The organism is Thermococcus sp., assembly GCF_027063845.1.
Taxonomy (GTDB): Archaea; Methanobacteriota_B; Thermococci; order Thermococcales; family Thermococcaceae; genus Thermococcus.
In genome coordinates, this window is record NZ_JAMOQU010000129.1 from 1 (window position 1) to 23,430 (window position 23,430).

Here is a 23,430-nt window from a genome sequence, read left to right on the forward strand (position 1 = left end):
GCCCGCTCAACGGCGTCTACGAGTTCAAGGACGGAGTCCTAATCTGGGTGGACTCGACGATTCCAGATTTAAGCGACGGCAGAATCGGGAAGCACAAGTTCCGCTGGCTGAAAAAGAAGCTTGAGGAGTACTCCGACAGGAGAATCAAGATAGTCGCCGCGCATCACCACCTCGTCCCACTCCCGAACACTGGCAGGGAGAGAAACGTCCTTTTCAACGCTGGAGACGTCCTCGATTTGCTTCTCAGGAACGATGTCACGCTCTACCTCTGCGGTCACAAGCACGTCCCCAACGTCTACCGCGTCGAAGACCTCGTCGTGGACAACGCCGGATGTACCTCCTGCCGGAAGACGAGGCGCGGTGACGTCAACAGCTACAACATCGTTACGATACGCGACGATGGTAGAGTCGAAGTCACGATACGGCGCGTCACCGGCGAGGAAGTTAAAGCGGAGCACAGGCCCGTTAGGCCAAAGCTCTTCGTCCCCAGGGGAAGAAGGCTCCTCAGGATAGTCCAGCTCAGCGAGAGCAAGGTCTCAGACAGGGTTTACTTCAGGAGGAAGGTGCTCGAGAACGTGGTGAACCTGATAAACGAGAAGCTGAAGCCCGACATCGTCGTCCACAACGGGGACATCGTTGACATGGGTATCGAACGGAACTTTGAGAGGGCCAGGGAGTTCTGGGATAGGATTGAGAGGCCAAAGCTCGTCGTCCCCGGCCACAGCGACATGACCTACCTCGGCTACGAGCTCTTCCCCGAGTACTTCGGCGAACCGGAGACGTTTTCCTTCGACGGGTTCACTTTCATCCCCGTCTCAACGCCGCAGTACGAGACAGAGATAGGCGTCGTGGGAAGGTTCGGCCAGAGAAAGCTGGCGGAGGAACTGGAGGGCGCCGAGAACTTCAGGGTTGTCTTCATGCACCACAACGTCGTTCCAATACCAAGGAGCAGGGAGCGCGGGTTCCTTGAGGACGCGGGCGACGTGCTGAAGCTCCTGACCGGAAAGGGAGTTGAACTCGTCCTGACCGGGCACGGAGGCAACGCCTTCGCCGTCAGGGTCGAGAACACAATCGTCATAAACGCCGGCTCGGTCAGCTGGGAGCTCCACAGGAACCCATTTGGAAACAGCTTCAACGTTATAGACGTCTACCCGTGCATGGTGATAGCCTTCGAGGTCCAGGCGACGTGGGGGAGCAGGAGGCTCCTCGGGGTGTGGAAGCTCAAAGGCTCTCGCGGAGGCGCTCCATGAGGTCCTCCATTATTTCGTTCACGGTTTTTTCGAGCTCGACGTTCTCTATGACCCTTACCCCGTGCTCCCTGGCCTTTCTGACTATGTACTCCTGAAGCCAGAGAATCTCGTCGAGGTGCTCGATGTAGTACTCGGCCGGCCTCTTGCTGTAGCGCGAGCGCTCGTAGAAGTGGGCCTCCAAAGCCTTCCTGTCGCTCACCGTAAGGATATACATGAAGGTGTTCTCGTTGGTCTCGATGAAGCCCGGGACGAGGTGAATGCCCTCGATTATAGCGTTGAAGCCTTCGCGCTGAACCCTGTCGAGGACGGCCTTAACGCCCACAGAAACGTGTCTAACCTGGCTCTCGAAGCCCTCAATCAGACTGCTCGCCCCCTTGAGCTCGCGCCATGCTAAAAACGATGAAGCGTGCAAATCTGGGAGCAGTTCCCGCGCGATTATCTTCCTCATGACCTCTCGAACGGTGTCGGTGCCGATTATCGTCCTTATCGAGAGCCTGAAAGCCAATTCCGTCGCTATCGTGGACTTTCCGACGCCGGTAACGCCCCCGAGGAGGACGACGAGCGGAACCTTTTTCCTTCTGAACTCGCGCCAGAAGAGGTAGCGCTCAGCCTCCTTTTTGAGCCCGTGCTCGATGAGCTTCCGGTAGGTGAGCTCCCTTATCTCGTCCGTGCTCACGACGCGCTTCCTCTTCTCCACGAGCTCCCTCTGAACCTCGCTCGCAATTATGTAAGCTATGCCAACATCAACTCCAGCCAGGGTTATAGAGCGTGTGAGGATTCCGCGCGAAAACGGCAGTTGAACCCTCCTCTCGGGGTCCGTGACGATTATCATCTCCCCACCACCCTCTTCGCGAGCTCCAGAACGGCCTTCTTTAAGTCCTTACCGTCCACGTTAACAGGTTCGTTGGCGAGGTAGATTACCTCGATGCCCCTCTCAAGGGCCCACCTCGTCACGACGTCAACGGCGGCCGCCTTCAGTTCAACGAGGACTGTCTCAACCCCCGCTTTTCTCCCGAGTTCCGCGAGGTCCCTCCCGAGTGCGGGCCTCTTTGAGAGGTTTCCACTGGCGAAGACAATCTCGGCACCGAGGCTCTCGATGTCCCCAACGGCCCTTTCAATTGCCTTCCACGATGTTGTGAAGAGCGCAACCCTCTTTCCTGAAACCTCTCCGAGCGGTTTTGGCACGAACCGAACTAAGTGGACATCAGCGTTAGGGTTAACCCCCCTCACGAAATCCCTGAACTCCTTGGCCTTCCGGGGCTCAACGTCCGCCATTGTGATTACCGCTATATCCGCCAGACCAATCCTGAAGGGCCCGAAGAAGCCCTCAACGGTTTCCCTCGGCTGGAGGGCGCTGAGGACGGTGATGTAGCCGTCCGCCAAAACAGGTGGAATTGTTGCCCCGCTTCCTTCGGCCACTATGAGGTCGTGAGGGAGTTTCTCCGCGAGCTTTATTCCCTCGTGGACGACGTGAAAGAACGGAAAGCCTGCCATTCCGCCCCCACAGCGCCGGCATCCGATGGTCGTCACTCCTGCGACGAGAGCATCCTCGTAGTGGTCCGATGCGGCGTGCTTGCCCATCTCCGCGAGTTTTAGGAGGTTCTCTGGGGTCAGCTCTTCCCTCTCGCCGTCTATCAGCTCGGGCCTTTCCGGCCCGCCCCTGCCCATCGTAACAACGACGGGACGGTACCTCTCCTTCAGAACCCTCGCGACGAAACCGCCTACTGTCGTCTTTCCGACGCGCTTTCCGAGGCCGAGGACGCTTAGGGTCGGCTTCTTCGGCCTTGTGAGTTCCCCGGGCCTGAACTCGAAGTCGGCCCCTCTGTATGCAACTCCATTGCGCAGGCAGATGGACGCTATCCGAAACCTTGCGCTGTAATCAACGACTGGCTCGTCGCTCAGGTCAACGACCTCGTCAACATCGTTCTCCAAAAGCGCCAGTTCAAGGGCTTTCATCGGGTCATCGTCAACGTAAAGCCTTACCCCAAGCTCTTCCGCGAGCTTCTCGGGCGAGCCTATCTTCTCACTACCCCCGAGGAAGACCCCACAGCACACATTTCCAAGTCTCTCCAGTGCCCACCGCGTTACGGGTGGATAGTGCTCGCCGTCGATTAGGGCGAGCCTTCTCATCTCTTCACCTCATACTCGATTACCTCGGGTTAATTTAACCTTTTCCGTTTTTCCAAGCACTCTCGGAGGAGAAAAGTTATAAATGGGAACGATGAACTAAGGACGGCCTCAAAGGCCAAGTAAGGAGGTGTGTAAAATGGCTGAGATGCTTGTTAAGTCCAAGGTTAAGGAGCTCGTTAAGAACCTCGACCCCGAGATGAGGGTCAGCCCAGAGTTCTACGACGCCCTTGAGGAGGAGCTCAAGGTTCTCGTCGAGAAGGCCGTCAAGAGGGCCAAGGCCGAGGGCAGGAAGACCCTCTACGCCAGGCACGTTTGATGCCCTTTTCTTTCCTTCCAAAGCCTTTTATTGATTGGTTCTTGGTTTCTGGTATCATAGCATTGAAGGAACCTGGAGATTCCGTTCATCCTTGCCTCAAAAGCCTCAAAAGCTTGCCCTGAACCTCGTGCCCCGTCGGGTCCTCATAGCTGAACTCTACAACCGCGGGCTCGTTGAGGCGGTGGTCGATAACGGGCTCAGGTGGGTTGTGATGGGGGTGTAGCTTTGCGGTCACAAACCTCAAAGATTGGCCAGAAATTTGTGATTACCACCCACAAAATTCACTCTTCTCCGGGATAGCACAGGTAGCGGTAGGGGCAGAACTTACAGGCGTAGCTTCTCCAGCCCTCTGGCGGTTTCCCCTTCTCATAGGCCTTTTTGACCGAATAGAAGTGCCTTAGGGTTTCTTTGAAGAGCTTACCGTCGTAGGGAACCTCAAAGGCCCTGAAGTTCGGGCCCTTTATCACCGGAAAGTTCGACATGTCGAGCTTGCCGATTATCTTCGTCGGCTCGTCGTGGAGTTTGATATAGTATAGGTATCCGTATTCCGCCTCGGCCCACCGCAGGTAGACGTTGAGCTGGGCCAGGTGGTAGTCGTAGGGCACCTTCGGCAGGCTCGTCTTCCCCTTAATCTCGATTGGAAACTCGCGAAACGCATCTATCCTGCCATGAATCTCGAAACCGAGCTTCCTTGAGCGCAGGACGAGGTGCCTCTCCAGCTCGAAGCCGAAACGTTTGCTAAGAATCTGCCCGAGGACCTCGTGGGTTTTAACGCCCTGATTGAGCCTAACCTTGACGTTCTCGGGCCACCTTGGGGGGTAGCCCTTCAGGCGGAAGTATATCCTCCTCGGACAGGTCAGGGCTTCGCTCGCGTAGAACTCTATCAGCCCGTCGTTTTCAGCACTTCCGTTGTTCCCCACTTCTCTTCCCTCCGGTGGGCGGTTCATCGGCCCGCGAACCTCCCCGCCCCTGCGTCAGCTAATACCGACGTCATCACAGTTCAGACTGGGCAAGGGTCGTCATCCGCGAAGGAAGGTAGAAGGGAAGAATTTAAAGCTTCCGTTGGTTAGAGAACCATGCGCCTCTTCCTCTTAATCGAGTAGCTGAGCCCGTAGGCCGGCCAGATGCTCGGGGGTTGCTCGTAGTGGTGAAGGTTCCTCAAAATCTTCTCGGCCGACCTCTTGTCCCGGGCCTTAACCCTCAGGACGCCCTTGTCGAGCTCAACAACCCCGTCCGCGAGGCGAACCGTCAGCTTCGAGCCGTCCACCTCGGGCCTGGCGCGCATGAGAAGCCTGCGGTAGTCCTCATACGCCTCTTCGCTCAGCCTCTGCTCAAGAAGTGCCTCCTCTTTACGGCCAAACAGCCTTGAAAACAGCCCACTATTCGGGGGCTCGTCCTCCATATCGTTCATCGACCTCCGATGGTTCTCACCTTAAATCCGTCCTTTAAGTTTTTAAGGCTTTCCTATCGCTTTTTGACGAAGGGACGAAAATGCGCGCAAGGAGAACCCAGGTCATAAAACCCCGCATACGGGAGATACTCTCGAAGGAGCTTCCGGCAGGACTGGTTAATTTGCTCCCCAAGCACTGGGTCCAGATTGGCGACGTCCTGATTCTGCCCCTCCGGCCGGAGCTTGAGCCCTACAAACACAGGATAGCCGAGGTTTACGCGGAAGTTTTAGGCGTTAAAACCGTCCTCAGGAAGGGCCACATACACGGCGAAACCAGGAAGCCGGACTACGAGGTTCTCTACGGCGGGGACACCGTTACCGTTCACGTTGAGAACGGCGTCAAATACAAGCTCGACGTGGCGAAGGTCATGTTCTCGCCGGCCAACGTCAAGGAGCGCGTCAGAATGGCGGAGGTGGCGAGACCGGGCGAGCTGGTCGTTGACATGTTCGCGGGAATAGGCCATCTAAGCCTTCCTATGGCCGTCCACAAGGGGGCGAGGGTCATAGCGATTGAGAAGGACCCCTACACCTTCCGCTTCCTGGTCGAGAGCATCTGGCTGAACAACGTCCAGGACCTGATGACGCCCTACAACATCGACAACCGCAACTTTCCCGCTGAAAACATAGCCGACAGGGTTTTGATGGGCTACGTCGTGAAGACTGCCGAGTTCATACCGAAGGCCTTAAGCATAGCGAAGGACGAGGCGATTATCCATTACCACAACACCGTTCCCGAGAGGTTGATGCCCGATGAGCCCTTTGCGACCTTCAGGAGGATAGCGAGAGACTATGGCTACGAAGCCGAGAAGCTTAACGAGCTGATTATCAAGCGCTACGCCCCCGGCGTCTGGCACGTGGTCGTTGACGTTAGGGTGTTTAAGCGGTGAATAATTCCCATTAGTATAACCACGGTTATACTACTCTTTTCCTCCCTGTTCTTCCTGCGTCCCCCATAACGGCTCCCAGTCGTCGCAGACGAAGTTCATGTGGACGGTCTTCATGTGCTTCCTGCACATCCCGTAGGTCAGGAAGTAGGAGTCAATCGGCCCGAACCAGCGACAGTTCTTGCAGGCTTTGAGCTTTTCGTCCATTTTGCTCACCAGGGAGAATAAGAAGGGAGGGGATAAAAGGTTAATGCATCAGACTTCTCTCAATCGTTTCCAGATTTGGTTGTATTGTAGCGCGAGCCAGTATCTTCTGAGGTCCCTATGAGCGCGTTCATAATCAGGATAATACTCCCTCACGAGTTCCCAGAACGCGCGGGAATGCCTCTGAGACTTGAGGTGGGCCACCTCATGGACTATAACGTAGTCCCTGAGTTCCTCGGGGAGTGCCATGAGCATCAGATTAAAGCTCAGGTTTCCTTTCTCCGAACAGCTTGCCCACTTGGTCTTCTGGAAGCGAATGTAGATCTTTCTGTACTTTACCCCGAAGACCGATGAGAAGAGTCTAACCTTGAATTCCAGCTCCTCTCTCAGCTGTTCTTTTAGCCAGCCTTTTAGGAGTCTCAAGCCGCCGTTTGGTAAAAGCACGACCCGAAACTTTGGATTGACCGAGAACTCCTCCGAGTCTACGATTTCGTAGAACTCACCGTTGAGCAAAAGCCTGTTTGAACAGGGTAGGAACTTCCGCTTGGCTTCTTCGATTTCCTTGAGCTTTTTCTCTATCCATTCACGCTTTTTGTTCATCAACTTTTTAACGTCCATCCCCGGGGGAGCTACAACCCTTACCCCTCCACTCGGATTAATCTCGATGCGTGGGTACTTGACGTTTCGCCGAACTACCGTGTATTCTATCCCCACCTTTTGAGCACCTCTAAGAGCTCGTTGCGCGTCTTGATGATGTCGTCACACCTTCCCTTATACTTCCTCACGAGGAATAGCATAACCTTCTTTGAGACTTCGCTTACAACTTCTGCCTTTTCTGTCCAACGCGGGAATCTAAGGCCTTCGGTTTCGCGGAGTAGCCTTGTGATGCCTTCGATTAGCTCATGTGTATCTGCTTTAACGTGCTTTTTAAGAATCATCAGGAGTGCGTATTCAAGCTCGCTCAGGCCGAGTTTTCTCTGCTCCTTGGAGCGCTTTTCTATCTCCTCTGCTATTTCCAAAAGTTCCCCGTAGAGCTTTTCGATTTCCTCCCTCTTTTGCCTCCAGGCTTTGATTATCCTTTCAATCTGCTCAACCAAATCTTCCGTTAATGGCCCTTTGTGGGTGTTTACGTAGTGTCTGACCGAGAACAGAAGGTTAGTGAAGGCTTTTCTCCTGTCTTTCTCTCTCATTACCTTTCTGAGAAACTCCTCATCGAGCTCAATTATTGGAAAGTCCCTTCTTATCCCTTCTATGTCCACGGTCTCATGTATGAACCTCAGGGCCTCGTTGAGGAATTCGTCCGCTTTGAGCTCCATTTCAGGAGGTATGCCCTCAACCTTTGATAAATACGCGTAGTAGACCTCGGTGAGCCATTTGAAGGTTTCCCTGAACTCCTCCCTGCCTTCGCGAAGGAGCTTGTAATGGTGCCTTATTTCTCGATACAACCTCTGGAACTCCTCGCCCTTTTTGTTCCTGAACAGTGTCTCGACGGCTTTCATTACCGTGCTCCTGTCTCTCTTCGGCTCGATGCCCTCGAAGTAGCCCATGGCCTTTGAAACCTTCTCCCTGAGCTCCTGGCGTATTTCCTGGATGTTGTAGGTGGCACCCTTAATGTCAACCTCATCGTAGATTTCCAACGCTCTCTTCAACTCCTTGAATATACCTACGTAATCAATAACAAGGCCGAAAGGCTTGATGTTCTCACCGTTCCTGAAGAACGGTCTGTTAGTCCTCGCTATCGCCTGAAGAAGCCTGTGCTCCTTGAGGGGCTTGTCCAGATACATGGTCTGGAGGACTGGCGCGTCAAAGCCCGTGAGGAGCATATCAGTAACTATCAGTATCTTTGGGATTTCCTTGTTCCTGAAATCCTCACGAATCCTTTCGCGGATTTCGGCCATGTCCTTCCCGGGAAAGCGCTCTTCGAGTTCTCTCCGATACTCCTTGATGATGTCACTATCATCCCTGCTGAACGTCATCACGACCTCGGTGTAGTCCTTCGGTAGATACTTGTCGAGGGCGCGTTTGTATAATACGCAGGCCTCCCTGTCAACGGCCACAACCATGGCCTTAAACGGCTCCACGCTCTCCTTGTAGTGCTTTGCTATGTCCTCGGCTATCATCTCGATTCTCCGCGGGTTCTTAAGGAACACCTTTATCGCGTTGAGCCTCCTCTTCAGCTTCTCCTCGATCTTTCCGCGGTACTCTTCGGGAATCTCTTCCAGCTTCGATGAGAGAAACGCCTCAAGGAGCTCCCTCTTTAAGTGAACGTCCTCCTCAAGCCTCGGCTGGTAGGCTATCTTCACGGTAAAGCCGTCCTCTATGGACTGCGTTATGAAGTACCTGTCGAGGTACGGCCTGTCCTTATAGCCGAAGGTTGCGTAGGTGTCGCGCCCCTTCTTAGCTATCGGTGTTCCAGTAAAGGCGAAAAACGACGCATTCCTCAGTATCGAGCGCATAGTCGAAGCGAGCTCGCCGTACTGGGTTCTGTGCCCCTCGTCTATGAGGACAACGACGTCTCTGCGGTTCATTATCGTTCTCTGCCTGCGGCTCTTCCTTTTGAGTTCCCTGAGAACGTCCTCGAGCTCCTCCGGGCGGAACTTGTGGATGAGCGTGATGAACGTTCCTCTCTTCCCGTCGGCGTGGGTTAGGACGTTCTTGAGCTTCTCGATTGAGTCTATCACCTCGAAACTCAGCCCAACAGCCTTGAGCTCGTCGCTCAGCTGTCTCTCAAGTTCCCTCCTGTCAACGACGAAGAAAATCGTGGGGTTGCCGAGCAGGCGTTTGATTTTGTAGGCGGAGAATATCATCGTCAGCGTCTTCCCGCTCCCCTGCCAGTGCCAGATTAAGCCCCTGTTCCTCTCGGTTTCTCCCTTAGCGTAGCCGACGGCGATGTTTACTATCTCCCTGACTGCTCTGTACTGCATATACCTCGGCAGAACCTTCGCGAAGGCCCCACCACTCTCGCGGTAGAAGGTGAAGTACCTGAGGACGTCGAGGAGGGTCTCGGGCTTTAGAAGTTCGACGAGGTCATCCAGGGGGTCGAAGTTGCCCCATTTCCATTCGTATACCTGGACACTGCTCTGCCACGGCACTGTGGGGAAATAAACGGCTTTATTCCCGACCGCGACGCCAACCTGTACGTACTTGAAGAGCTCGGGCATTTCCTTTTCATATTCCTTAATCTGCCCGTAGGCCTTTTTCCAGCTCACGTCGAGCTTTTTGCACTCGATTATAACGAGGGGAATGCCGTTGACGTAGAGGATTATGTCAGGTATCTTGGTCTTAAACGGATAGCCGACCTGATTGGCGACGAGGAACTCGTTGTTTTCGAGATTTTCGTAATCGATGAGCATCAACCTCTTCGGTTGAGAGGTTTCTTCGTCCTTTACGGGGACGCCGTTCTTTAGGTAGTCGAGAACCCTTCTCGACCCTTCAACGCCGAAGGGAGCGGCCTTAAGGAGGTTGATTGCTTCCTCCGCTTCGTTCTCGCCAACCCCGTTTATCCTCACTATCGCGCACTTTAGCCTTGAGAGCAGGAGGGGCTCTTTTTCGTCTTCGAGAACTTCGATTCCCCGCCTGTAAGTCCAGCCTTTGGCCCTGAGCCTCTCGATGAGGGGCTTCTCGCACTGGAGGTATTCGGGGGTTTTAGCGGTCATGGGGAGACACCTGTTTATTTGTAAACAAAGCGAGCACTAGAGAGCTTGAATGTTTATGGATAAACATGTTTTTAAATATTCATGCAAGTAATTCTTTTAGATCGTGTATTAACCCCTGTAAGCGATCTAAGTGGGATTGATATTTAACGATCTCATTGTATACGCCTGAAGGAACACACTGTTTTAAAGATGTCATTAAATCGTTGTATGGATCCGCTCTGGCTAGGAGATCTTTGAGAAATAATCTAGATGTTCCACTTATTTTTTGTTTGATACAATTGTCTTTTTTCTCGATTTCTTTTAATAGCTGTGGGAGAGTCTCAAATCCAGATGCTTCGAATAAGTAGGATATCCTAACTGGGGATACTTCTAATTTTTGATGAAGAAGGTCTCTTATTTCTCCTTCAAACCTCTCTCTTTCATCTTCTGGGAAAATTTGGGGAAAATTCATCAGATCACTCTGGTATGGGACGGAGATTATTATTTTCGGATGATAAGGAGGATTGAATGAATTTATCCATTGCTCGATGTATTGTTTCTCATTGACTTCTAATTGCTTGTACTCCCTGCTATTTTGGAATTCGTTAATTTGCTCTTTCACAAAATCCTTGTATTCATGTATTATCTTCTCTCCGAAGGTTATGATGTCCATATTCTTATCCACTAATACAACAAAAGATGACACTCCCTTAATATCAACCCGATACACCTTTTGGAGTTGAGAGCGAATTTTCAAGTCAACGAATACCTTGAAGAATGATGTTGGAACGTCATCAAGATTATGTCTAGTTTTTATGTAGTTTGCTAATATTTGACTGACATTCTTTTTATATGTCTCAGCATGTTGTCTTGATAATATGCCCTCACCAGATTCCATGACTATTACCGCTCTGGTAATTTGGGAAAGTATCTCTGTCTCAATTTCCTTTAAGGTTTTAACACCATGTCGTTCTAGAACCTCAAAGAATCTCCGGATCCTATCCGAGAATTTAGTTTTGACAAATTCAGCCACCTGCTTTTCAATTTTAAGTTCTTCGTTTTTCAGTTCATATCTCTCCCGTGACATTGTTTTCTCTATCCAAAACACATATGCAGAGTATCCTATAATTAATAACACAAACAAGAGCATGGTTCTAATAGACGCTAATCCAAACCATGCAAAACTACTACCCACGATTAAAGCAAGTATATCTAATGTTATTAAAAGAGAGCGGACATTTCCTTTTGATATCCGGGCCAAATATTCTAGGACTTTAACAATCCAGTCGTTCCAATCTACCATAATCTCCACCAATGTAATAACCATGTGGGCGGAGGCGGGGGAGCGAACCCCCTTAGTCCTCTGGGACTGCGGATTTACGCGAGAGGCCCTCCTACGCTATGGCGACTTCCCCGATTGCCCCCGAGCCCAGAGGGGAAGTCGCTCCCCCTTGATGGCAAATGAAATCACCATTTCTACCACCATAACTGCAAGTCCTGGTAGCACTGCATAAGGGGCTACTGCTGTTGCTGTGATAAGTAGGAGAGCCGCCACCACCGCATATGATAGCAAATAAATATAATTTCTGCGAGTTTATATAATTTACTTCTCGATGCCTAAACCTTTACCCTCCTTCTTCCTGTCAGCAAATCCTTCATCAGCCCGCGCTTAACGCGTTCGAGCTTCTCCCTTCTCTGCCTTAGGAGTTCGAGCTTTTTGTCAACGGTTGAGAGGATTTCGGCGATTTGTTTTTGTTCCTCAAGGGGTGGGAGGGGGAGTTTTATGTTTAGAAGGTCAAATTTCCTTATTCCTGCCTGACCCACATGTCTTATGGCGATTTGCTTGAAATACTGCATCTGCCAAAGCCTGATGAAGTTGTAGACAAGCCATTCAGGTATCGTGACGTCATTTTTAACACGGAGACGAGTTATGTGATTGCTGTATGTACAAAACTCACACTCTCCTCTAAAGACAGCACTCTTACCCAGTAAATCGACACTGTTAGTGTTGTTAAACAGCACATCCCCAGGTCTTAGAAGATAATCGTTAATGTTCTTGGGTATCGGAACTTTCAGATACTGGTCAAGTACAACTCGTCCATCTGTGGTTATGTTGTTCATTCTAAGCTGGATTATGCCATTTTCATCACGTTTTCCACTCGCAAAACCTGGCTTTGCTTCTGTGATAATGTCCTCAACTTTAACAACCTCCCACTCCTCAGGAATCTCGCCCAGCTCGGTCTTCTTGAACCGCTCGTGCTCGATGCCCTTTGTTAAAAGCCTCTGCATGAGGCCCTTCTTCAGGCGCTCCGTCCGCTCGATGGCCTCATCGGTCTTCTCGATTGCGTCATCAACCGTCCTCAGTATCTCGGCGATTTTCTTCTGCTCGGGGAGGGGCGGGAGGGGAAGCGTTGTCATCTTCCATAATTTTGTATTCATGTTTCCTTGGGTTCCTTTTTGGGCTTTTGCATGTAATTCTTCCTTCTTTGCCTCAAAAAAGTAATATAGGAAAATTTTATCAGCTTTGCTAACTGGATTTACTAATATGAAACCGTCATGAATACAGCCACCTTTTCCAGTTCGTATAATTGCAGGCTCTCCGATAGTGCCACTGTTTGAAACGATTAATGTGCCATCAGGGCAGTATACACTTTTCTTTTTACCCTCTTCAGTAACGGTATCGTCTGTTTTTAGCAAATATAATCCCTTCTTGTACTTTGAGATATCAGAGATTTTAATCCAAGGTATATCCCCGCCGAAATATCTTGGATCTCCTTTAGGGCGAGGAGAAGCACCTCTCCTTATTTCGGCAACTTCTCCAAGCCTCACAACCTCCCAATCCTTGGGAATATCGCCGATTGGAGTCTTCCTGAGCTTGTACATTTATTCCACCCCACCTGTAACTTTCTTAGTGAAATATAGCAAAATCTCTCCAACAGAATTAAGCATGTAATCTTTGAATGTAGCAGGATTCTCTTTGGTTGGAGGAATTTCGTATTTGATCTTTGTCATCATCATCCAGATATCATCAACCAGGAATGGATTTAATATGAATACTTCCCGAATGTCACTAACATCCATCTCATTGATTTTTTTCTTTATTTGTTCTATCTTCTGTGTAAAAAACTCTTCATATACCTTCCTTAATTCTTGCTTTTCGTTTTCATCCAATATATTCTCAATGCCCCATATAACAGTGTACTCTTGGGGCAGATATGGAACAATGACATTCCTAACGATTTTTCCTGATTCTCTGTATGTCCTAATCCATTGAGGTAGAAGTCCAAATAGTTCAGCTGACATCTTCTGTCTTATTTTATTGTACAAGTGAGGTTTTTTATTTTCAAGAAACTCTAAAAATGCTTTAGGGGATATTTCATCCACAAATTGCTTAAGATAGTCCCCCACGGCGTCTGAAATTTTCTCAAGAACCTCCTCTCGGTAATATCTAAAATAAAACTGAAACAGACCCGATAGTATTCCAATTGTGGACAGGACCCCAAATAATATGCTGAGATTATTGGAATCCCAATGGACTAGTCCCACCAAAGTAGCTATCCAAAAATAGCCTACCCAAACTATAAGCACCAGAAACATGTAGTTTAGGGTTGTGAAAAACCATGTTCTGGGTATGATTAGAATAGCAATTTTTGGACCATTCCACCTGAGAGAGAATAACGATTTAAGGATGCTATGGTTAGAAACTTTACTTTGGCTTTCTGAGTTTTTAGAGAATGCTAAAAACCAATTTGGTCTAATAAAAACAACTGCAAGAATAAATCCAACAAGTAGAAATGCTGTTTTTTGGAATAAACCTTTATACCTCAAACTGGAAAACTCCAGCAATACCCAAAAAATGACTAAATTTGCCGTTAAAAACGAAATAGATGATAGAATTTTAACAAAATTTGTGAACAAGGTTTCTTTAAACTGTGTCATGTAGTTGTCACCTCAATACCCCAGCTCCCTTAAATACTCCTCAATCTTCTCATCAACCTTCGCGAGCTCCTCGTTAATCTTCCTCAGCTCCTCCCACTCGGCCCTAACGTCAATCTCTTCCTCTTCCTCCATCGGGAAGACGTAGAGGGTGACGTTGAGGTTGTAGTCGTTCTCCTTTATCTCGTCCAGCTCAACGACGCGCGCAAAGCCATCAATATCTTCAAACTTCTCAAATGCATCAACGATTTTCCTGATGTGCTCCTTTCCGAGGCGGTTGAGCTTCCTAATCTCGGGGTGCTTCTCGTATTCTTGGGACGCGTTGATGAAGAGGACTTTTCCCTTTCTCTCGGCGGGCTTGCTCCTGTTGAATATCATTATGGCTCCGGGCGCGCCCGTGTTGTAGAACAGCTTTTCGGGAAGCAAAATGACAGCCTCAAGCAGGTCGTCCTTGAGTATCTTCGCCCTTATCTTCTTTTCAGCCCCGCCCCTGAAGAGCGCGCCGTTGTCTATTACAATCCCGACCCTTCCATCGTCCTTGGCGCTCGCGAGCATGTGCTGTATCCACGCCCAGTCGGCTGAATTGTTGGGCGGATAGCCGTACTTAAAGCGCTCGACAAACTCGGCCTTCTTTAGAGTCTCCTCGCCGTAGCCGTCCTGGTTCCACGGCGGGTTGGCTATGACCACATCGAAGCGCTTGAGTTTGTTTCCCTCCTTGAAGGCGGGCCTGAGGAGTGTATCGCCGACTGCCAGCTTCGGCGACTTAATGCCGTGGAGTATCATGTTCATCTCGGCCAAAGCGTAGGTGGTCGGGTTCACCTCCTGGCCGTAGAGGAAGAGCTTTTTGGCCTCGCTCTCGCCTTTTTTCTCTTTGACGTAGAGGTAAGCGCCTATCAGCATTCCCCCGGAGCCCATAGCAGGGTCATAAACCTCCTCGCCCGGCTCGGGCTTGAGGATTTCAACGAGGAGTCTGATGACCTCCCTCGGAGTGTAAACCTCCCCCTCCTTTGCCTTCTGCGGGGCAAAATACCTTAGAATCCACTCGTAGGCATCGCCGAGAACGTCTGGCGAGGCGTTCTTTAAGTCGAGCCCGCTGAAGAGCTCGAAGAGCTGTCTGAGTATCTCGGCGTTGTCCCTGTGGAGCATGAACTCCATGAAGTCAAAGCGGTCAACCACTCCCCTGAGGTTGGGGTTCAGCTCGGCGAGCTTCTTGAGGGCCTGAGAGAGGTTTTGAGGCAGGTTCTCTATGTCCTTCTCACGGAGCTTCCTCCAGAGGTATTCGGGTGGGTAGTTAATGGTGTACGCTTCTCTGTCCTGGAGGGCGAGTTCCTCGGCGGTTTTTCTGTCCAGTCCCTCCTTCATGAGCTTCTTAACGTACTCCTCGAACTCCTTCTCCCACTCGTCGCTTAGCCTCTTCAGGAAAAGCAGGAGGAGGATGTATTTGTAATCGACCCTCGTCCTGATTAAATCCGCGGCCTTCTTGAGAACCCTCTCAAGCTCCTCGCGGGTTAGAGTCTTACTCTCTTTGGGCGATGAATCGATGAACTCCGTTAGCTTTTTCTCCATGACTCACACCAAGGGCAAAGTACTCGGTCGGATTCTTATATTTAACTCCTTGTGGAAAAAAGAGGTACAAAATAAAGGACGGGAAATCAGATTCCCGCTCCAATGTCGTCCGCGATGTCTGGCAGGTCGAGGGCCATGAGCTTGGCCTTGGTCGGGATTCCGTCCCTGCTCCATCCGCGAGCCTGGTAGTACTCGTCAAGCATCCTGTCGAGCTCCCACGGCGGGACGTGGAGGCCCTTGCTCGGCCCCTCGGGAATCGGCTCCCACATAATCCTGTAAGGTAGGGTGTCATCCTTCCTGCCGAAGCCCTCGCGGACGTTGAATGCCCTTGCGATGTTCATTATCCTCTCGCCGATGACCATCAGCTCGGCCTCGCCGATGTTCATGCCTGTGACAGCCTCGACGAGCTCGGGGAAGCCCTCGAGGAAGTACATGTGCCTTGAGAACTTGCACGTTCCCGTTGCATCGTAGATAGCCATGAGGTTCTCGTGGAAGGCAATCTCGAATCCCTTGTTCTCGCCCTTGGTCCTGTCAACGCCCTCGAACTTCCACCACTTGCCAACGAGCTCGGTTCCGTAGGCACCGCTCGTGAGGTGGTCGGCACCGCGGACGTTGACCGCGAAGGCGAGCGCCATTCCCTTGATTCCCCTGACGTCGTACGCTGGGGGCTCCATGCCCTTGACGTGGAGCGCGAACTTCTCGCTTCCCCTGCCGAGCCTCTCGCTTGCCCTTTTGACACCGTCGGCGAGAAGCTTTCCGAGGTTACCCTCGCGGTAGGCCATCTTCTTGAGCGCCTCCACAGCGGCCTCGCCGTTGCCGAAGGTCAGCTCAAGGCCGTCCGCCTCTTCCTTGGTGAGAAGTCCACGCTCGTAGGCCTCCATGGCCCAGGCGATTGTGACACCCGCTGAAATCGTGTCGAGACCGAGCTCGTCAGCGAGGTAGTTGAGATACGCGACGGTCTCGAAGTCGTCTATCTCAAGGACTCCGCCGAAGGAGTAGAGGGTTTCGTACTCGGGGCCGTCCACCATGAAGGTGCCCCACTTCTCGCTCTCGACTTTGACGTACTGGCTGCACGGCTTGTTACAGAGCGGGCACGGCCTCCTTCCGACGCGGTACTTGGGAGCCCAGTAGTAGGGGTCTATGTAGATGTGCTCCCTGCCCTCCTCCTTGGCCTTCTCGTAGGCCTTCTTGAAGAAGCCCATCTGCCAGTTCCTGGTCGGGAAGGTTCCCCTCTCCCTGTTCATCCAGTCGAGGAACTCACCGCTTCCGTACTCCATGTCCGCCTTGGTCGCGGGGTGGTCCTTGAAGACGAGCGCCCACTTCTTGATGAGCTCGCGGAGCTTCTCAGGCTCGGCAATCGGTATCTTCTTGGTTCCCTTGACGACGATTCCCTTGAGCTTCTTGCTTCCGAGGACGGCACCGGGGCCACCGCGAGCGGCCTGCCTCTCGTCGGTGTCTATGATTGAGATGAGGCTGAGGTTCTCTCCAGCGGGGCCAATGAAAGCGGTGGCGAAGCCCGGATACTCCTCCTTGGCCTTCTTTCTCGCCTCGCCGGTGGTGAGGCCCCAGTACTCGTTTGCCGGAACGAGCTTGACGTTATCATCCTCGATTACGAGAAGAACGGGCTCCTCGCTCTTGCCCTCGATAATGAGGATGTCGTAGCCGGCCTTCTTAAGCTCCTCACCCATCTTGGCACCAGCCATCGAACGGCCGTAACCGCCGGTGAGGGGGCTCTTGAAGTTGAACGCGGTCTTTGAGCCGGTTCCGATTCCGGTGCCAACGAAGAGACCGGGAGTTATAATCATCTTGTTCTCCGGTCCGAGGGGGTCTACCTTTGCGGGAACCTCATCGTAGAGAAGTCTCGTTCCAAAACCAACGCCGCCGAGATACTTCCTCGGGAACTCCTCCGGGAGGGGCTCGACCTTAATCTCTCCTGTCGTCAGGTTGACCCTCAGAATCTTTCCCCAATAGCCACCCTTGGCTTCCATACGATACCACCTCGAAGATTTTTCGGGAAGGGGAATATAAGGGCTTCGAAAAGGGGTACATTTGACAAAACTGGGGGAGTTAAGTCCATTCGTTAACTTGAGCGAACTTTCATGTACATTGTGTTGGGAATTTTGTTTGTCTGAGTTTCATTGGAACCCTGAGCTCACTTTAAAATGCAACCGGTGCGGTGTTAGCTCCACTTTAAAAGTATGCTCTTAAGAGTGAATCTCTGACATCTGCCTAGGAAAAGAATTTTGGGTTTAAAGAAAGAAGTCAAAACTCCCTAAATCTGTCTTTTCAAAAGGAATCACAAACTTTGATGAAACTTTGCGCAGGCGAAGTTTGTGGCTGTGCCCCCGGGGAGCGAAGGGGACTCACGGCTCGCCGAGGCGCTCATCCCCCGCGGTTTCCCGGGGGCAGTTTAAGTTACTGGCTTCTTCTTAAATCGTTAGCGGTTCACTATCGAGCTGACACCAGCGGAAGCAAATATGAGTACCTCAACTGTCTTGTAGGCCTCCTCAACGTTCTTTGCCTCGAAGCGGACGGTCTTTCCGTCGAGCCTCTCGACGAAGGGCAACAGTCCGGCGACTTCCGCGTAGGCGCTGTTGAGGAAGCGGAGCTTGACCTCGACCGGCTTCTCGGTTTCCAGGGACTTAACCTCACCGCGCTCAACGCGCCTGAAGGCCTCAATGGTTCCTTCGCGGAGGAGCTTCTTTATCCCCTCCATTCCAGGGCTCACTGCCGAATACCTGCCGAGGCTCTCCTTCAGCGGAACGCCGACCACCCAGGGAAGGTGAGTCTTCACGTCCGTTTCTATCAGCGCTTTGTCTCCAGCTACCATTGCAACCGGAACGTTCCACTCGCCGAGCAGGTAGGAGTTGAGAAGCGTCTCGCTGACCTCGACGCCGTTTATCTCAAGCCTGTCAACGGTCGCACTGCTGTAGGTGTGGTCAAAGGTTGCCCCGCCGGTTCCGGCCTTGGCGTGGTAGCCGAGGAAGATGGCGAAGTCCGAGCCCTTCGCCCCGGCGACCATGCTCAACGGCCTCGGAAAGCCCCGGACGAGCCTGACGTAGTCGGGAGTTTCGTCTATGAGGATGTTAACCATCGGGCCGTGGCTGTCCGCTATGACAACCTCGTCAACTCCGAGCTCGTGGAGTTCCTCAGCGACGACCCTTACAACTTCGGTCGCTATCTTCCTTGCTTCCGCATAGAGGGCACCCTTCACGAAGAGGTGCTCCCTGCTGACGATATGAGGTAGCCCTTCAAGGTCGAGAGAGATAAATGCTCTCACAGGTATCACCAGAGAAATATAGAAGCGCTGAGATAAAAATCTAACGAAGTTCGATAACTGTCGGGAATATTTTTGACGACGGTCGATAATCCTCGCTCATGAAAAAGGTTTTATAGGACTTCTTTCAAAGAATAAAACGGTGATGGGTATGCAAATCCTTGAAGTTAACATGAGGCTCCCCTACAAGGAAAGGGGGAGCATTCTTGGCTGTCTTCTCTCAAAGGTCGGTGGCAGGATTAGGGACATACACTTCCACCCGCCCGACGCGACCGGCATGTCCGAGGTCAGGATGGAGCTCATCGGGAGTAAAGAACTCATCCAGGAGCTCAAGAAGCTTATAAAGAACGGAAAGGTCTCATTCAAGGTGCTCTCCGAGGCTTAGTGGTTCTTCACTGCTTCTTTAATTCCCGAGTTGAGCTCTTCCAGCTTTTCCCTTGCTTTCTCGATTGAGCCGGCCTTTTCTACCGCAGTTCCGGTAACGATGATGTCAGCCCCCGCTTCAACTGCCCTCCTCGCCTGCTCCCCGGTCCTTATGCCACCCCCAACGATGAGCGGAACGTCTATGACCTTCTTAACGAGGGCAATCATCTCGGGCGGAACCGGCTGTGGGGCACCGCTACCCGCTTCGAGGTAAACGAGGCGCATACCGAGGTACTGGCCGGCTAAGGCGTAAGCGGCGGCAATCTTCGGCTTGTGCCTCGGTATCGGCTTTGCATCTCCAACCCAGCCGACCGTTTCACCGGGCTCGATTATCAGGTAGGCCATCGGAATCGGCTCTATTCCGTAGCGCTTGACGGTAAATGCTCCCAACGCCTGGGAGCCCGTTATGAAGAAGGGGTTCCTCGAGTTGAGGAGGCTCATGAAGAATATCGCGTCAGCGTACCTGCTTATCCCGCCGTGTGAGCCGGGAAAGAGGATTACAGGTAAGCTTGAGGACTCTTTTATTGCCTTAACGACGCTGTCGAGGACCTCTCCCTCGGCCCCGGTTGAACCGCCGACCATTATCGCGTCAACGCCTATAGCCTCGCTCATCTCTGCTATCTTTCCGGCCGTTTCCGGCGAAACGTCGTCCGGGTCGAGGAGAACGAAGTGGAGCTTCTCCTTCTTCAGCTTCTCGTGAATGTAGCGCTCAACCTTTCCAATTTCAAGCATTTTTATCCCTCCAAAAATTCTTTAATCATCACAGTGAACGTTATGAAATCAGAACCGCTTTCGTCCCCTGACATCTTTGAGCACTTCCTCGACGTTTGCATCAACGGGAATTCCCTCAATCTCCTCAAGCAAATCCCATATCGTCTCACCGACGATTACTTTGACCTTCGCCCCCTTTGGGAGGTTTACCTTCCTCAGGGGCCTGAAAGTCTCGCCGTCGTAGACGGCCTCGATGACTGTCATATAATCACCATATTTTCCCTATGTCTTCTTCGCTTTTAACGATTTTCCAGCCCAGTCCGAGCTTATCGAGGATTGCCCTCAGGGCTTCGTCCGGCTCGTTTTCAAAGCGATAGAGGTTCGTGCTCACCTTAACGTCGCCTGCACCGAAGCCAAGAACTGGCTCACCAAAGCGGGAAACCTCGCGCGAGAGTTTTTCCTCAAGCTTCACCTCGCTCGGGATGAGGTAGGCCCGCAGGAGCTTGGCCTCCTTGAGGAGGTAGTCAATGTGCCAGTGCAACCTTTTCTCCCGCCGGAAGTGCCTCGCGACGCGCTTTTCGAGGGAGTTCATTGCCGAACCGACGTAAACGTAGTAACCAGGCTTGAGCTCGAAGGCTTTCCCCTTCGTGCGAATACTTCTCCCTTCCTCGAGCCTGATGACGAGAAAGTACGAGCCCTTCATGCTCTCCCCTTTCGGGGTGGGGTTTATAAGCCCACTGCCGTTAACCCAATCGGTGTGCCTATGGAGCGGAAGAAGAAACCAGTTGACGACTTCGCGTGGCAGGAATATGATAAAGAGGAGTTCGAAAAACGCTTCCCTGCCCTCGCGAAGGAGCTTGGGGAAGGAGGAGTTCCCATAGAGGCCTTTAGGGCCGACGAGGAGGAAGGGGAGTTAGAGGCCGAGCCGAGGAGCTTTGCCGGCTACGAGCCGACGGTCATAGACTTCCTCCGGAGATGTGAGACCGACGATGAAGCTTTGGAGATAATCAACTGGATGGAGAGCAGAGGCGAGATAACGCCTGAGATTGCGAAAGAACTGAGGATAACGCTCGCCAAGAAGGGAGTGAGGGCCTTCGGGCCGAAGAAGGAGTGGGGCTGGTACGAGAGGCACGGGAGGGGGTGAGTTGAGAACCTTTATAATCAAGGCCAACAAGGCCAGAACGAGCCCCGACTTCAAGCTGAGCGATTTACCTGGCACGAGCGGGAGGATAGACGTTCTCTGCCGGTTTCTAAACTCCGCCTTCCTTCTCTCGCACGGCTTTCGAAAGAACGTGCGCGTCTGGCTCCTCCTGTACGGTCCGCCGAACCCGCCGAAGGCGATACGCTTCGAGGGGCCCCAGCTTAAAGTTCGCCTCAACCCTGACGAGAGAAGCACGGCGAAGCTCATAATGAAGGCCCTCAAGGCCGGTGAAGGGCTGAAGGAGCCAGGGAAGGAGGTTGAGGTTTACCCCGGCCTCTACGTCAGCAACAGGACTTTTGAAGACGTCATCAGACTGACGCTCAAGAACTCAAGGCTCTACTACCTCCATGAGGAAGGAAAGCCGATAGAGAAGGTTTCCTTCGGAAGAAACGTCGCCTTCATCCTCGGCGACCACGAGGGACTGAGCCGGGAGGACGAAGCATTCTTGGAGGGGATAGCGGAAAAGGTGAGCGTCGGGAAAAAGAGTTACCTTGCTTCGCACGTCGTTGCCTACGTCAACATATTCCTCGACTCGCTCACTCCTCCGCCCTGAGCTTGAGGGAGGTGTGCTCCTGCTTGAGCTCCTCAATCCTCTCGATTAGCTCGTCCGTGAGCTTCTTGAGGTTGAGGGCGACCTCCTCGATGGCCCTAATCTTCTCCTCCAGTTCTCTCTCGCGCTCCTCCACTTCTTCCATCGCCTTCGCGAGCCTCTCCTCTTCACCCTTCCTGTAGACCTCAATCCTGAGCGAGTCGTAGTCCCAGACTATCGAGCCGTCCTTGATTTGGAATTCGACGGTAATCCTTACAACGTCCTCCTTCGAGACGTTGAGCCTCTGGAACTCCTCGAAAATCCTCTGGTTGAGCTCGGCAGAGGCGCGTATAATCTCCTTCGGCTCGACCTTCTTTCTGGCGAGAGCAAATAGAACGCGCCTTACCTTGTGGGCATAACCGCTCGCGCGGACGTAGCCGGTGCTCAGCTTCACGGCCATCACCAAAAGTTTATTCAACTTATGTGCATAAATGTTTAATGGTGGTGCGCGGTGAACATTCTGATTTTTGGCCCTCCCGGAAGCGGAAAGAGCACGCATTCCCGCAGGATAGTGGAGCGCTACGGTCTGACGTATATTTCTTCGGGCGACCTGATAAGGCGCGAAATAGAGCGCGGAACGCCGATAGGGAAGGAGATGGAAGCCTACTTGAGCAGGGGTGAGCTGATTCCTGATACGATTGTGAACACGCTCATAATATCCAAGCTGAGGCGCCAGAGGGAGAACTTCATCCTCGACGGCTATCCAAGGACTCCGGAGCAGGTCTTGGCCCTTGAGAGCTACCTATACGACCACGGGATAAGGCTTGACCTGGCCCTTGAGATTTTCATAGACCTTGAAACCAGTGTCGAGAGGATAAGCGGAAGGAGAATCTGTCCGAACTGTGGCGCAGTTTACCACGTCAAATACAACCCACCCAAAAAGCCCGGAATCTGCGACGTCTGCGGCTCGGAGCTGATTCAGAGACGGGATGACAGGCGTGAGGTTGTCGAGCGGAGGTACAGAATCTACACGAAGAACATGGAGCCGATAATAAAGTTCTATCGCAACAAGGGGATATACGTGAGGGTTGACGGTGAGGGTAGTGTTGAGGAGGTCTGGAAGAGGATTCAGCCGTTGCTCGACTATATCAGGGCGAGGGAGACTTCCCTAAAGCTTCCATGAGCTTTCTGATTTCTTCGTCCTGCGTTAGCATCTCTATTTCCTTCTCTATATTCTTTACGCGCTTCATGACTTGGGCGATTTTCCTGTCGCTCGGGTCGAGAACCTTGACCTGAACCTCGAGGTTTTCGGGCAGGAGCGCCTTTGCGTAGTTTCTGGCCTTAGCCTCAACGGCGTCCCTAAGGGTATCCTTCTCGACCTCGCTCATTTTCTTGGTGAGCCTGAGGACGATGGAGACAACTTTTGGAGAAACAAGGTCCGTTGTTACGGTTAGGGATGAGATAGGCACTCCCCAGTCCTTCAGGGTTATCATTAAACCCCTCCCGAGCCTGCGAAGGGAATCCTCCAGTTCGGGCGGACCGCTGACCACGAGCTTGACCTCGGTTTTTTCGGTTCCCCTCGGCACGTTTTCCCTGACCTTAAGTGACTCAAGGGCAAACACAACCCCGTAGAGCTTTCCAAAGGATGAGTTGGCTTTTTGAATGAGCTTCTCAACGATTCCCTGGATAACGGTTTCCAGGTCCACTATCCCGGTGAGGCTGTGCTGGACAACCTCAACCTCGAAGCTCAAGAAGAGAACCCTTCCCTCGTGCCTGATTTTAGCGTCAATTCTCTCAACGCTTGCACCGAGTGGTTCGACTGCCTCAACTATCCTCGATGCAAACAGCTTATCAACGATTGAGTAATATTCTCCGGGCTCTACGTTCAGCACTTTCTCGCCACCTTAAAATAGTAAGT

26 protein-coding genes are annotated in these 23,430 nt (G+C 52.1%); 8 read left to right on the forward strand and 18 right to left on the reverse strand.

Annotated elements, in window-relative coordinates; translation table 11 throughout:
- Window positions 1-1,250: metallophosphoesterase family protein (locus tag MVO87_RS10760; protein ID WP_297553127.1), on the forward strand; the 1,250-nt coding region annotated here is incomplete at its 5' end.
- On the opposite strand, the gene MVO87_RS10765 is transcribed toward MVO87_RS10760, so the two are convergent.
- Window positions 1,222-2,082 (reverse strand): 2-phosphoglycerate kinase, encoded by an 861-nt coding sequence (locus MVO87_RS10765; protein WP_297513417.1) that lies wholly within the window; start codon window positions 2,080-2,082, stop codon window positions 1,222-1,224. The genes MVO87_RS10760 and MVO87_RS10765 overlap by 29 nt on opposite strands.
- Entirely contained in the window at window positions 2,079-3,380 is a 1,302-nt protein-coding gene (locus MVO87_RS10770; RefSeq protein WP_297553129.1) for a 2,3-diphosphoglycerate synthetase, read from the reverse strand. Before MVO87_RS10770 ends, MVO87_RS10765 begins: the two co-directional genes overlap by 4 nt.
- 136 nt (window positions 3,381-3,516) lie before the next feature.
- Here MVO87_RS10770 and MVO87_RS10775 point away from each other — a divergent pair, with 136 nt between their 5' ends.
- Complete coding sequence (locus tag MVO87_RS10775; RefSeq protein ID WP_050003726.1) at window positions 3,517-3,696, forward strand: hypothetical protein; 180 nt, start codon at window positions 3,517-3,519, stop codon at window positions 3,694-3,696.
- A 281-nt stretch (window positions 3,697-3,977) separates the two neighbouring features.
- On the opposite strand, the gene cas4 is transcribed toward MVO87_RS10775, so the two are convergent.
- Window positions 3,978-4,643, reverse strand: a complete 666-nt coding sequence (gene cas4, locus MVO87_RS10785; protein WP_297515866.1) for a CRISPR-associated protein Cas4 — start codon at window positions 4,641-4,643, stop codon at window positions 3,978-3,980.
- A gap of 119 nt (window positions 4,644-4,762) precedes the next feature.
- A complete protein-coding gene (locus MVO87_RS10790; protein ID WP_297515875.1) occupies window positions 4,763-5,098 on the reverse strand; it encodes a hypothetical protein in 336 nt (111 codons plus the stop codon).
- A gap of 89 nt (window positions 5,099-5,187) precedes the next feature.
- On the opposite strand from MVO87_RS10790, the gene taw2 reads away from it, so the two are divergent.
- The gene (gene taw2, locus MVO87_RS10795; protein WP_297515863.1) at window positions 5,188-6,033 is read left to right on the forward strand and encodes a tRNA(Phe) (4-demethylwyosine(37)-C(7)) aminocarboxypropyltransferase Taw2; all 846 of its coding nucleotides are present in this window, start codon (window positions 5,188-5,190) and stop codon (window positions 6,031-6,033) included.
- Window positions 6,034-6,063: 30 nt separating this feature from the next.
- Here taw2 and MVO87_RS10800 read toward each other — a convergent pair whose 3' ends face one another.
- The 6 genes from MVO87_RS10800 to MVO87_RS10825 all read right to left on the reverse strand — a co-directional run bounded on the left by MVO87_RS10800 (window position 6,064) and on the right by MVO87_RS10825 (window position 13,457).
- Complete coding sequence (locus tag MVO87_RS10800; RefSeq protein ID WP_297515878.1) at window positions 6,064-6,246, reverse strand: hypothetical protein; 183 nt, start codon at window positions 6,244-6,246, stop codon at window positions 6,064-6,066.
- Between the two features lie 39 nt (window positions 6,247-6,285).
- The gene (locus tag MVO87_RS10805; protein WP_297515860.1) at window positions 6,286-6,948 is read right to left on the reverse strand and encodes a M48 family metallopeptidase; all 663 of its coding nucleotides are present in this window, start codon (window positions 6,946-6,948) and stop codon (window positions 6,286-6,288) included.
- The gene (locus MVO87_RS10810) at window positions 6,939-9,890 is read right to left on the reverse strand and encodes a type I restriction endonuclease subunit R (protein ID WP_297553131.1); all 2,952 of its coding nucleotides are present in this window, start codon (window positions 9,888-9,890) and stop codon (window positions 6,939-6,941) included. The genes MVO87_RS10805 and MVO87_RS10810 overlap by 10 nt, the downstream gene beginning before the upstream one ends.
- Before the next feature lie 79 nt (window positions 9,891-9,969).
- Window positions 9,970-11,181: a hypothetical protein gene (locus tag MVO87_RS10815; protein ID WP_297513314.1), complete on the reverse strand. Its 1,212-nt coding sequence runs from the start codon at window positions 11,179-11,181 to the stop codon at window positions 9,970-9,972.
- A gap of 305 nt (window positions 11,182-11,486) precedes the next feature.
- Window positions 11,487-12,752, reverse strand: a complete 1,266-nt coding sequence (locus MVO87_RS10820; RefSeq protein ID WP_297513316.1) for a restriction endonuclease subunit S — start codon at window positions 12,750-12,752, stop codon at window positions 11,487-11,489.
- Window positions 12,753-13,457, reverse strand: coding sequence for a hypothetical protein (locus MVO87_RS10825; protein WP_297513318.1), 705 nt, complete (start codon window positions 13,455-13,457; stop codon window positions 12,753-12,755). It lies immediately after the preceding gene.
- Between the two features lie 43 nt (window positions 13,458-13,500).
- On the opposite strand from MVO87_RS10825, the gene MVO87_RS10830 reads away from it, so the two are divergent.
- A complete protein-coding gene (locus MVO87_RS10830; protein ID WP_297513320.1) occupies window positions 13,501-13,812 on the forward strand; it encodes a hypothetical protein in 312 nt (103 codons plus the stop codon).
- Window positions 13,813-13,820: 8 nt separating this feature from the next.
- On the opposite strand, the gene MVO87_RS10835 is transcribed toward MVO87_RS10830, so the two are convergent.
- From MVO87_RS10835 to MVO87_RS10845, 3 genes are all read right to left on the reverse strand, one after another.
- Window positions 13,821-15,371: a type I restriction-modification system subunit M gene (locus tag MVO87_RS10835; protein WP_297553133.1), complete on the reverse strand. Its 1,551-nt coding sequence runs from the start codon at window positions 15,369-15,371 to the stop codon at window positions 13,821-13,823.
- An 86-nt stretch (window positions 15,372-15,457) separates the two neighbouring features.
- Window positions 15,458-17,359 carry an aldehyde ferredoxin oxidoreductase family protein gene (locus MVO87_RS10840; protein ID WP_297513323.1) on the reverse strand — a complete coding sequence of 634 codons (1,902 nt, stop codon included), beginning with the start codon at window positions 17,357-17,359 and terminating at the stop codon, window positions 15,458-15,460.
- 449 nt (window positions 17,360-17,808) lie between these two features.
- Entirely contained in the window at window positions 17,809-18,651 is an 843-nt protein-coding gene (locus MVO87_RS10845; protein ID WP_297513331.1) for a M55 family metallopeptidase, read from the reverse strand.
- 142 nt (window positions 18,652-18,793) lie between these two features.
- Here MVO87_RS10845 and MVO87_RS10850 point away from each other — a divergent pair, with 142 nt between their 5' ends.
- On the forward strand, window positions 18,794-19,033 hold the full coding sequence (locus tag MVO87_RS10850; RefSeq protein WP_342765124.1) for a hypothetical protein: 240 nt from the start codon (window positions 18,794-18,796) through the stop codon (window positions 19,031-19,033).
- Here the strand turns inward: MVO87_RS10850 and MVO87_RS10855 are convergent.
- From MVO87_RS10855 to MVO87_RS10865, 3 genes are read right to left on the reverse strand one after another with little or no spacing between them, the layout of a single operon-like run.
- Window positions 19,030-19,803 carry a phosphoglycerol geranylgeranyltransferase gene (locus MVO87_RS10855; protein WP_297513325.1) on the reverse strand — a complete coding sequence of 258 codons (774 nt, stop codon included), beginning with the start codon at window positions 19,801-19,803 and terminating at the stop codon, window positions 19,030-19,032. The two genes, MVO87_RS10850 and MVO87_RS10855, sit on opposite strands and share 4 nt — an antisense overlap.
- A 48-nt stretch (window positions 19,804-19,851) precedes the next feature.
- Window positions 19,852-20,046, reverse strand: coding sequence for an antitoxin family protein (locus MVO87_RS10860; protein ID WP_297515229.1), 195 nt, complete (start codon window positions 20,044-20,046; stop codon window positions 19,852-19,854).
- 4 nt (window positions 20,047-20,050) lie between these two features.
- On the reverse strand, window positions 20,051-20,485 hold the full coding sequence (locus MVO87_RS10865) for a GIY-YIG nuclease family protein (protein WP_297515233.1): 435 nt from the start codon (window positions 20,483-20,485) through the stop codon (window positions 20,051-20,053).
- 60 nt (window positions 20,486-20,545) lie between these two features.
- Between MVO87_RS10865 and MVO87_RS10870 the strand changes: the two genes are divergently transcribed.
- Window positions 20,546-20,926 carry a DUF2095 family protein gene (locus tag MVO87_RS10870; RefSeq protein WP_297515236.1) on the forward strand — a complete coding sequence of 127 codons (381 nt, stop codon included), beginning with the start codon at window positions 20,546-20,548 and terminating at the stop codon, window positions 20,924-20,926.
- A gap of 1 nt (window position 20,927) precedes the next feature.
- Complete coding sequence (trmY, locus tag MVO87_RS10875) at window positions 20,928-21,536, forward strand: tRNA (pseudouridine(54)-N(1))-methyltransferase TrmY (RefSeq protein ID WP_297515239.1); 609 nt, start codon at window positions 20,928-20,930, stop codon at window positions 21,534-21,536.
- Here the strand turns inward: trmY and MVO87_RS10880 are convergent.
- Window positions 21,520-21,972, reverse strand: a complete 453-nt coding sequence (locus tag MVO87_RS10880) for a single- stranded DNA-binding family protein (protein WP_297515257.1) — start codon at window positions 21,970-21,972, stop codon at window positions 21,520-21,522. The two genes, trmY and MVO87_RS10880, sit on opposite strands and share 17 nt — an antisense overlap.
- Window positions 21,973-22,023: 51 nt before the next feature.
- Between MVO87_RS10880 and MVO87_RS10885 the strand changes: the two genes are divergently transcribed.
- The gene (locus MVO87_RS10885; RefSeq protein ID WP_297515241.1) at window positions 22,024-22,695 is read left to right on the forward strand and encodes an adenylate kinase; all 672 of its coding nucleotides are present in this window, start codon (window positions 22,024-22,026) and stop codon (window positions 22,693-22,695) included.
- Here the strand turns inward: MVO87_RS10885 and MVO87_RS10890 are convergent.
- On the reverse strand, window positions 22,661-23,404 hold the full coding sequence (locus MVO87_RS10890) for a hypothetical protein (protein ID WP_297515244.1): 744 nt from the start codon (window positions 23,402-23,404) through the stop codon (window positions 22,661-22,663). The two genes, MVO87_RS10885 and MVO87_RS10890, sit on opposite strands and share 35 nt — an antisense overlap.
- Between the last annotated feature and the right edge of the window lie 26 nt (window positions 23,405-23,430).

Bases quoted from the DNA above. Each gene is read 5' to 3' on its own strand.
- MVO87_RS10765 (WP_297513417.1), bottom strand. From the start codon at position 2,082: ATGATAATCGTCACGGACCCCGAGAGGAGGGTTCAACTGCCGTTTTCG.
- MVO87_RS10770 (WP_297553129.1), bottom strand. From the start codon at position 3,380: ATGAGAAGGCTCGCCCTAATCGACGGCGAGCACTATCCACCCGTAACG.
- MVO87_RS10775 (WP_050003726.1), top strand. From the start codon at position 3,517: ATGGCTGAGATGCTTGTTAAGTCCAAGGTTAAGGAGCTCGTTAAGAAC.
- cas4 (WP_297515866.1), bottom strand. From the start codon at position 4,643: ATGAACCGCCCACCGGAGGGAAGAGAAGTGGGGAACAACGGAAGTGCT.
- MVO87_RS10790 (WP_297515875.1), bottom strand. From the start codon at position 5,098: ATGGAGGACGAGCCCCCGAATAGTGGGCTGTTTTCAAGGCTGTTTGGC.
- taw2 (WP_297515863.1), top strand. From the start codon at position 5,188: ATGCGCGCAAGGAGAACCCAGGTCATAAAACCCCGCATACGGGAGATA.
- MVO87_RS10810 (WP_297553131.1), bottom strand. From the start codon at position 9,890: ATGACCGCTAAAACCCCCGAATACCTCCAGTGCGAGAAGCCCCTCATC.
- MVO87_RS10820 (WP_297513316.1), bottom strand. From the start codon at position 12,752: ATGTACAAGCTCAGGAAGACTCCAATCGGCGATATTCCCAAGGATTGG.
- MVO87_RS10830 (WP_297513320.1), top strand. From the start codon at position 13,501: ATGATTAGAATAGCAATTTTTGGACCATTCCACCTGAGAGAGAATAAC.
- MVO87_RS10835 (WP_297553133.1), bottom strand. From the start codon at position 15,371: ATGGAGAAAAAGCTAACGGAGTTCATCGATTCATCGCCCAAAGAGAGT.
- MVO87_RS10840 (WP_297513323.1), bottom strand. From the start codon at position 17,359: ATGGAAGCCAAGGGTGGCTATTGGGGAAAGATTCTGAGGGTCAACCTG.
- MVO87_RS10850 (WP_342765124.1), top strand. From the start codon at position 18,794: ATGGGTATGCAAATCCTTGAAGTTAACATGAGGCTCCCCTACAAGGAA.
- MVO87_RS10855 (WP_297513325.1), bottom strand. From the start codon at position 19,803: ATGCTTGAAATTGGAAAGGTTGAGCGCTACATTCACGAGAAGCTGAAG.
- MVO87_RS10860 (WP_297515229.1), bottom strand. From the start codon at position 20,046: ATGACAGTCATCGAGGCCGTCTACGACGGCGAGACTTTCAGGCCCCTG.
- MVO87_RS10865 (WP_297515233.1), bottom strand. From the start codon at position 20,485: ATGAAGGGCTCGTACTTTCTCGTCATCAGGCTCGAGGAAGGGAGAAGT.
- MVO87_RS10870 (WP_297515236.1), top strand. From the start codon at position 20,546: ATGGAGCGGAAGAAGAAACCAGTTGACGACTTCGCGTGGCAGGAATAT.
- MVO87_RS10880 (WP_297515257.1), bottom strand. From the start codon at position 21,972: ATGGCCGTGAAGCTGAGCACCGGCTACGTCCGCGCGAGCGGTTATGCC.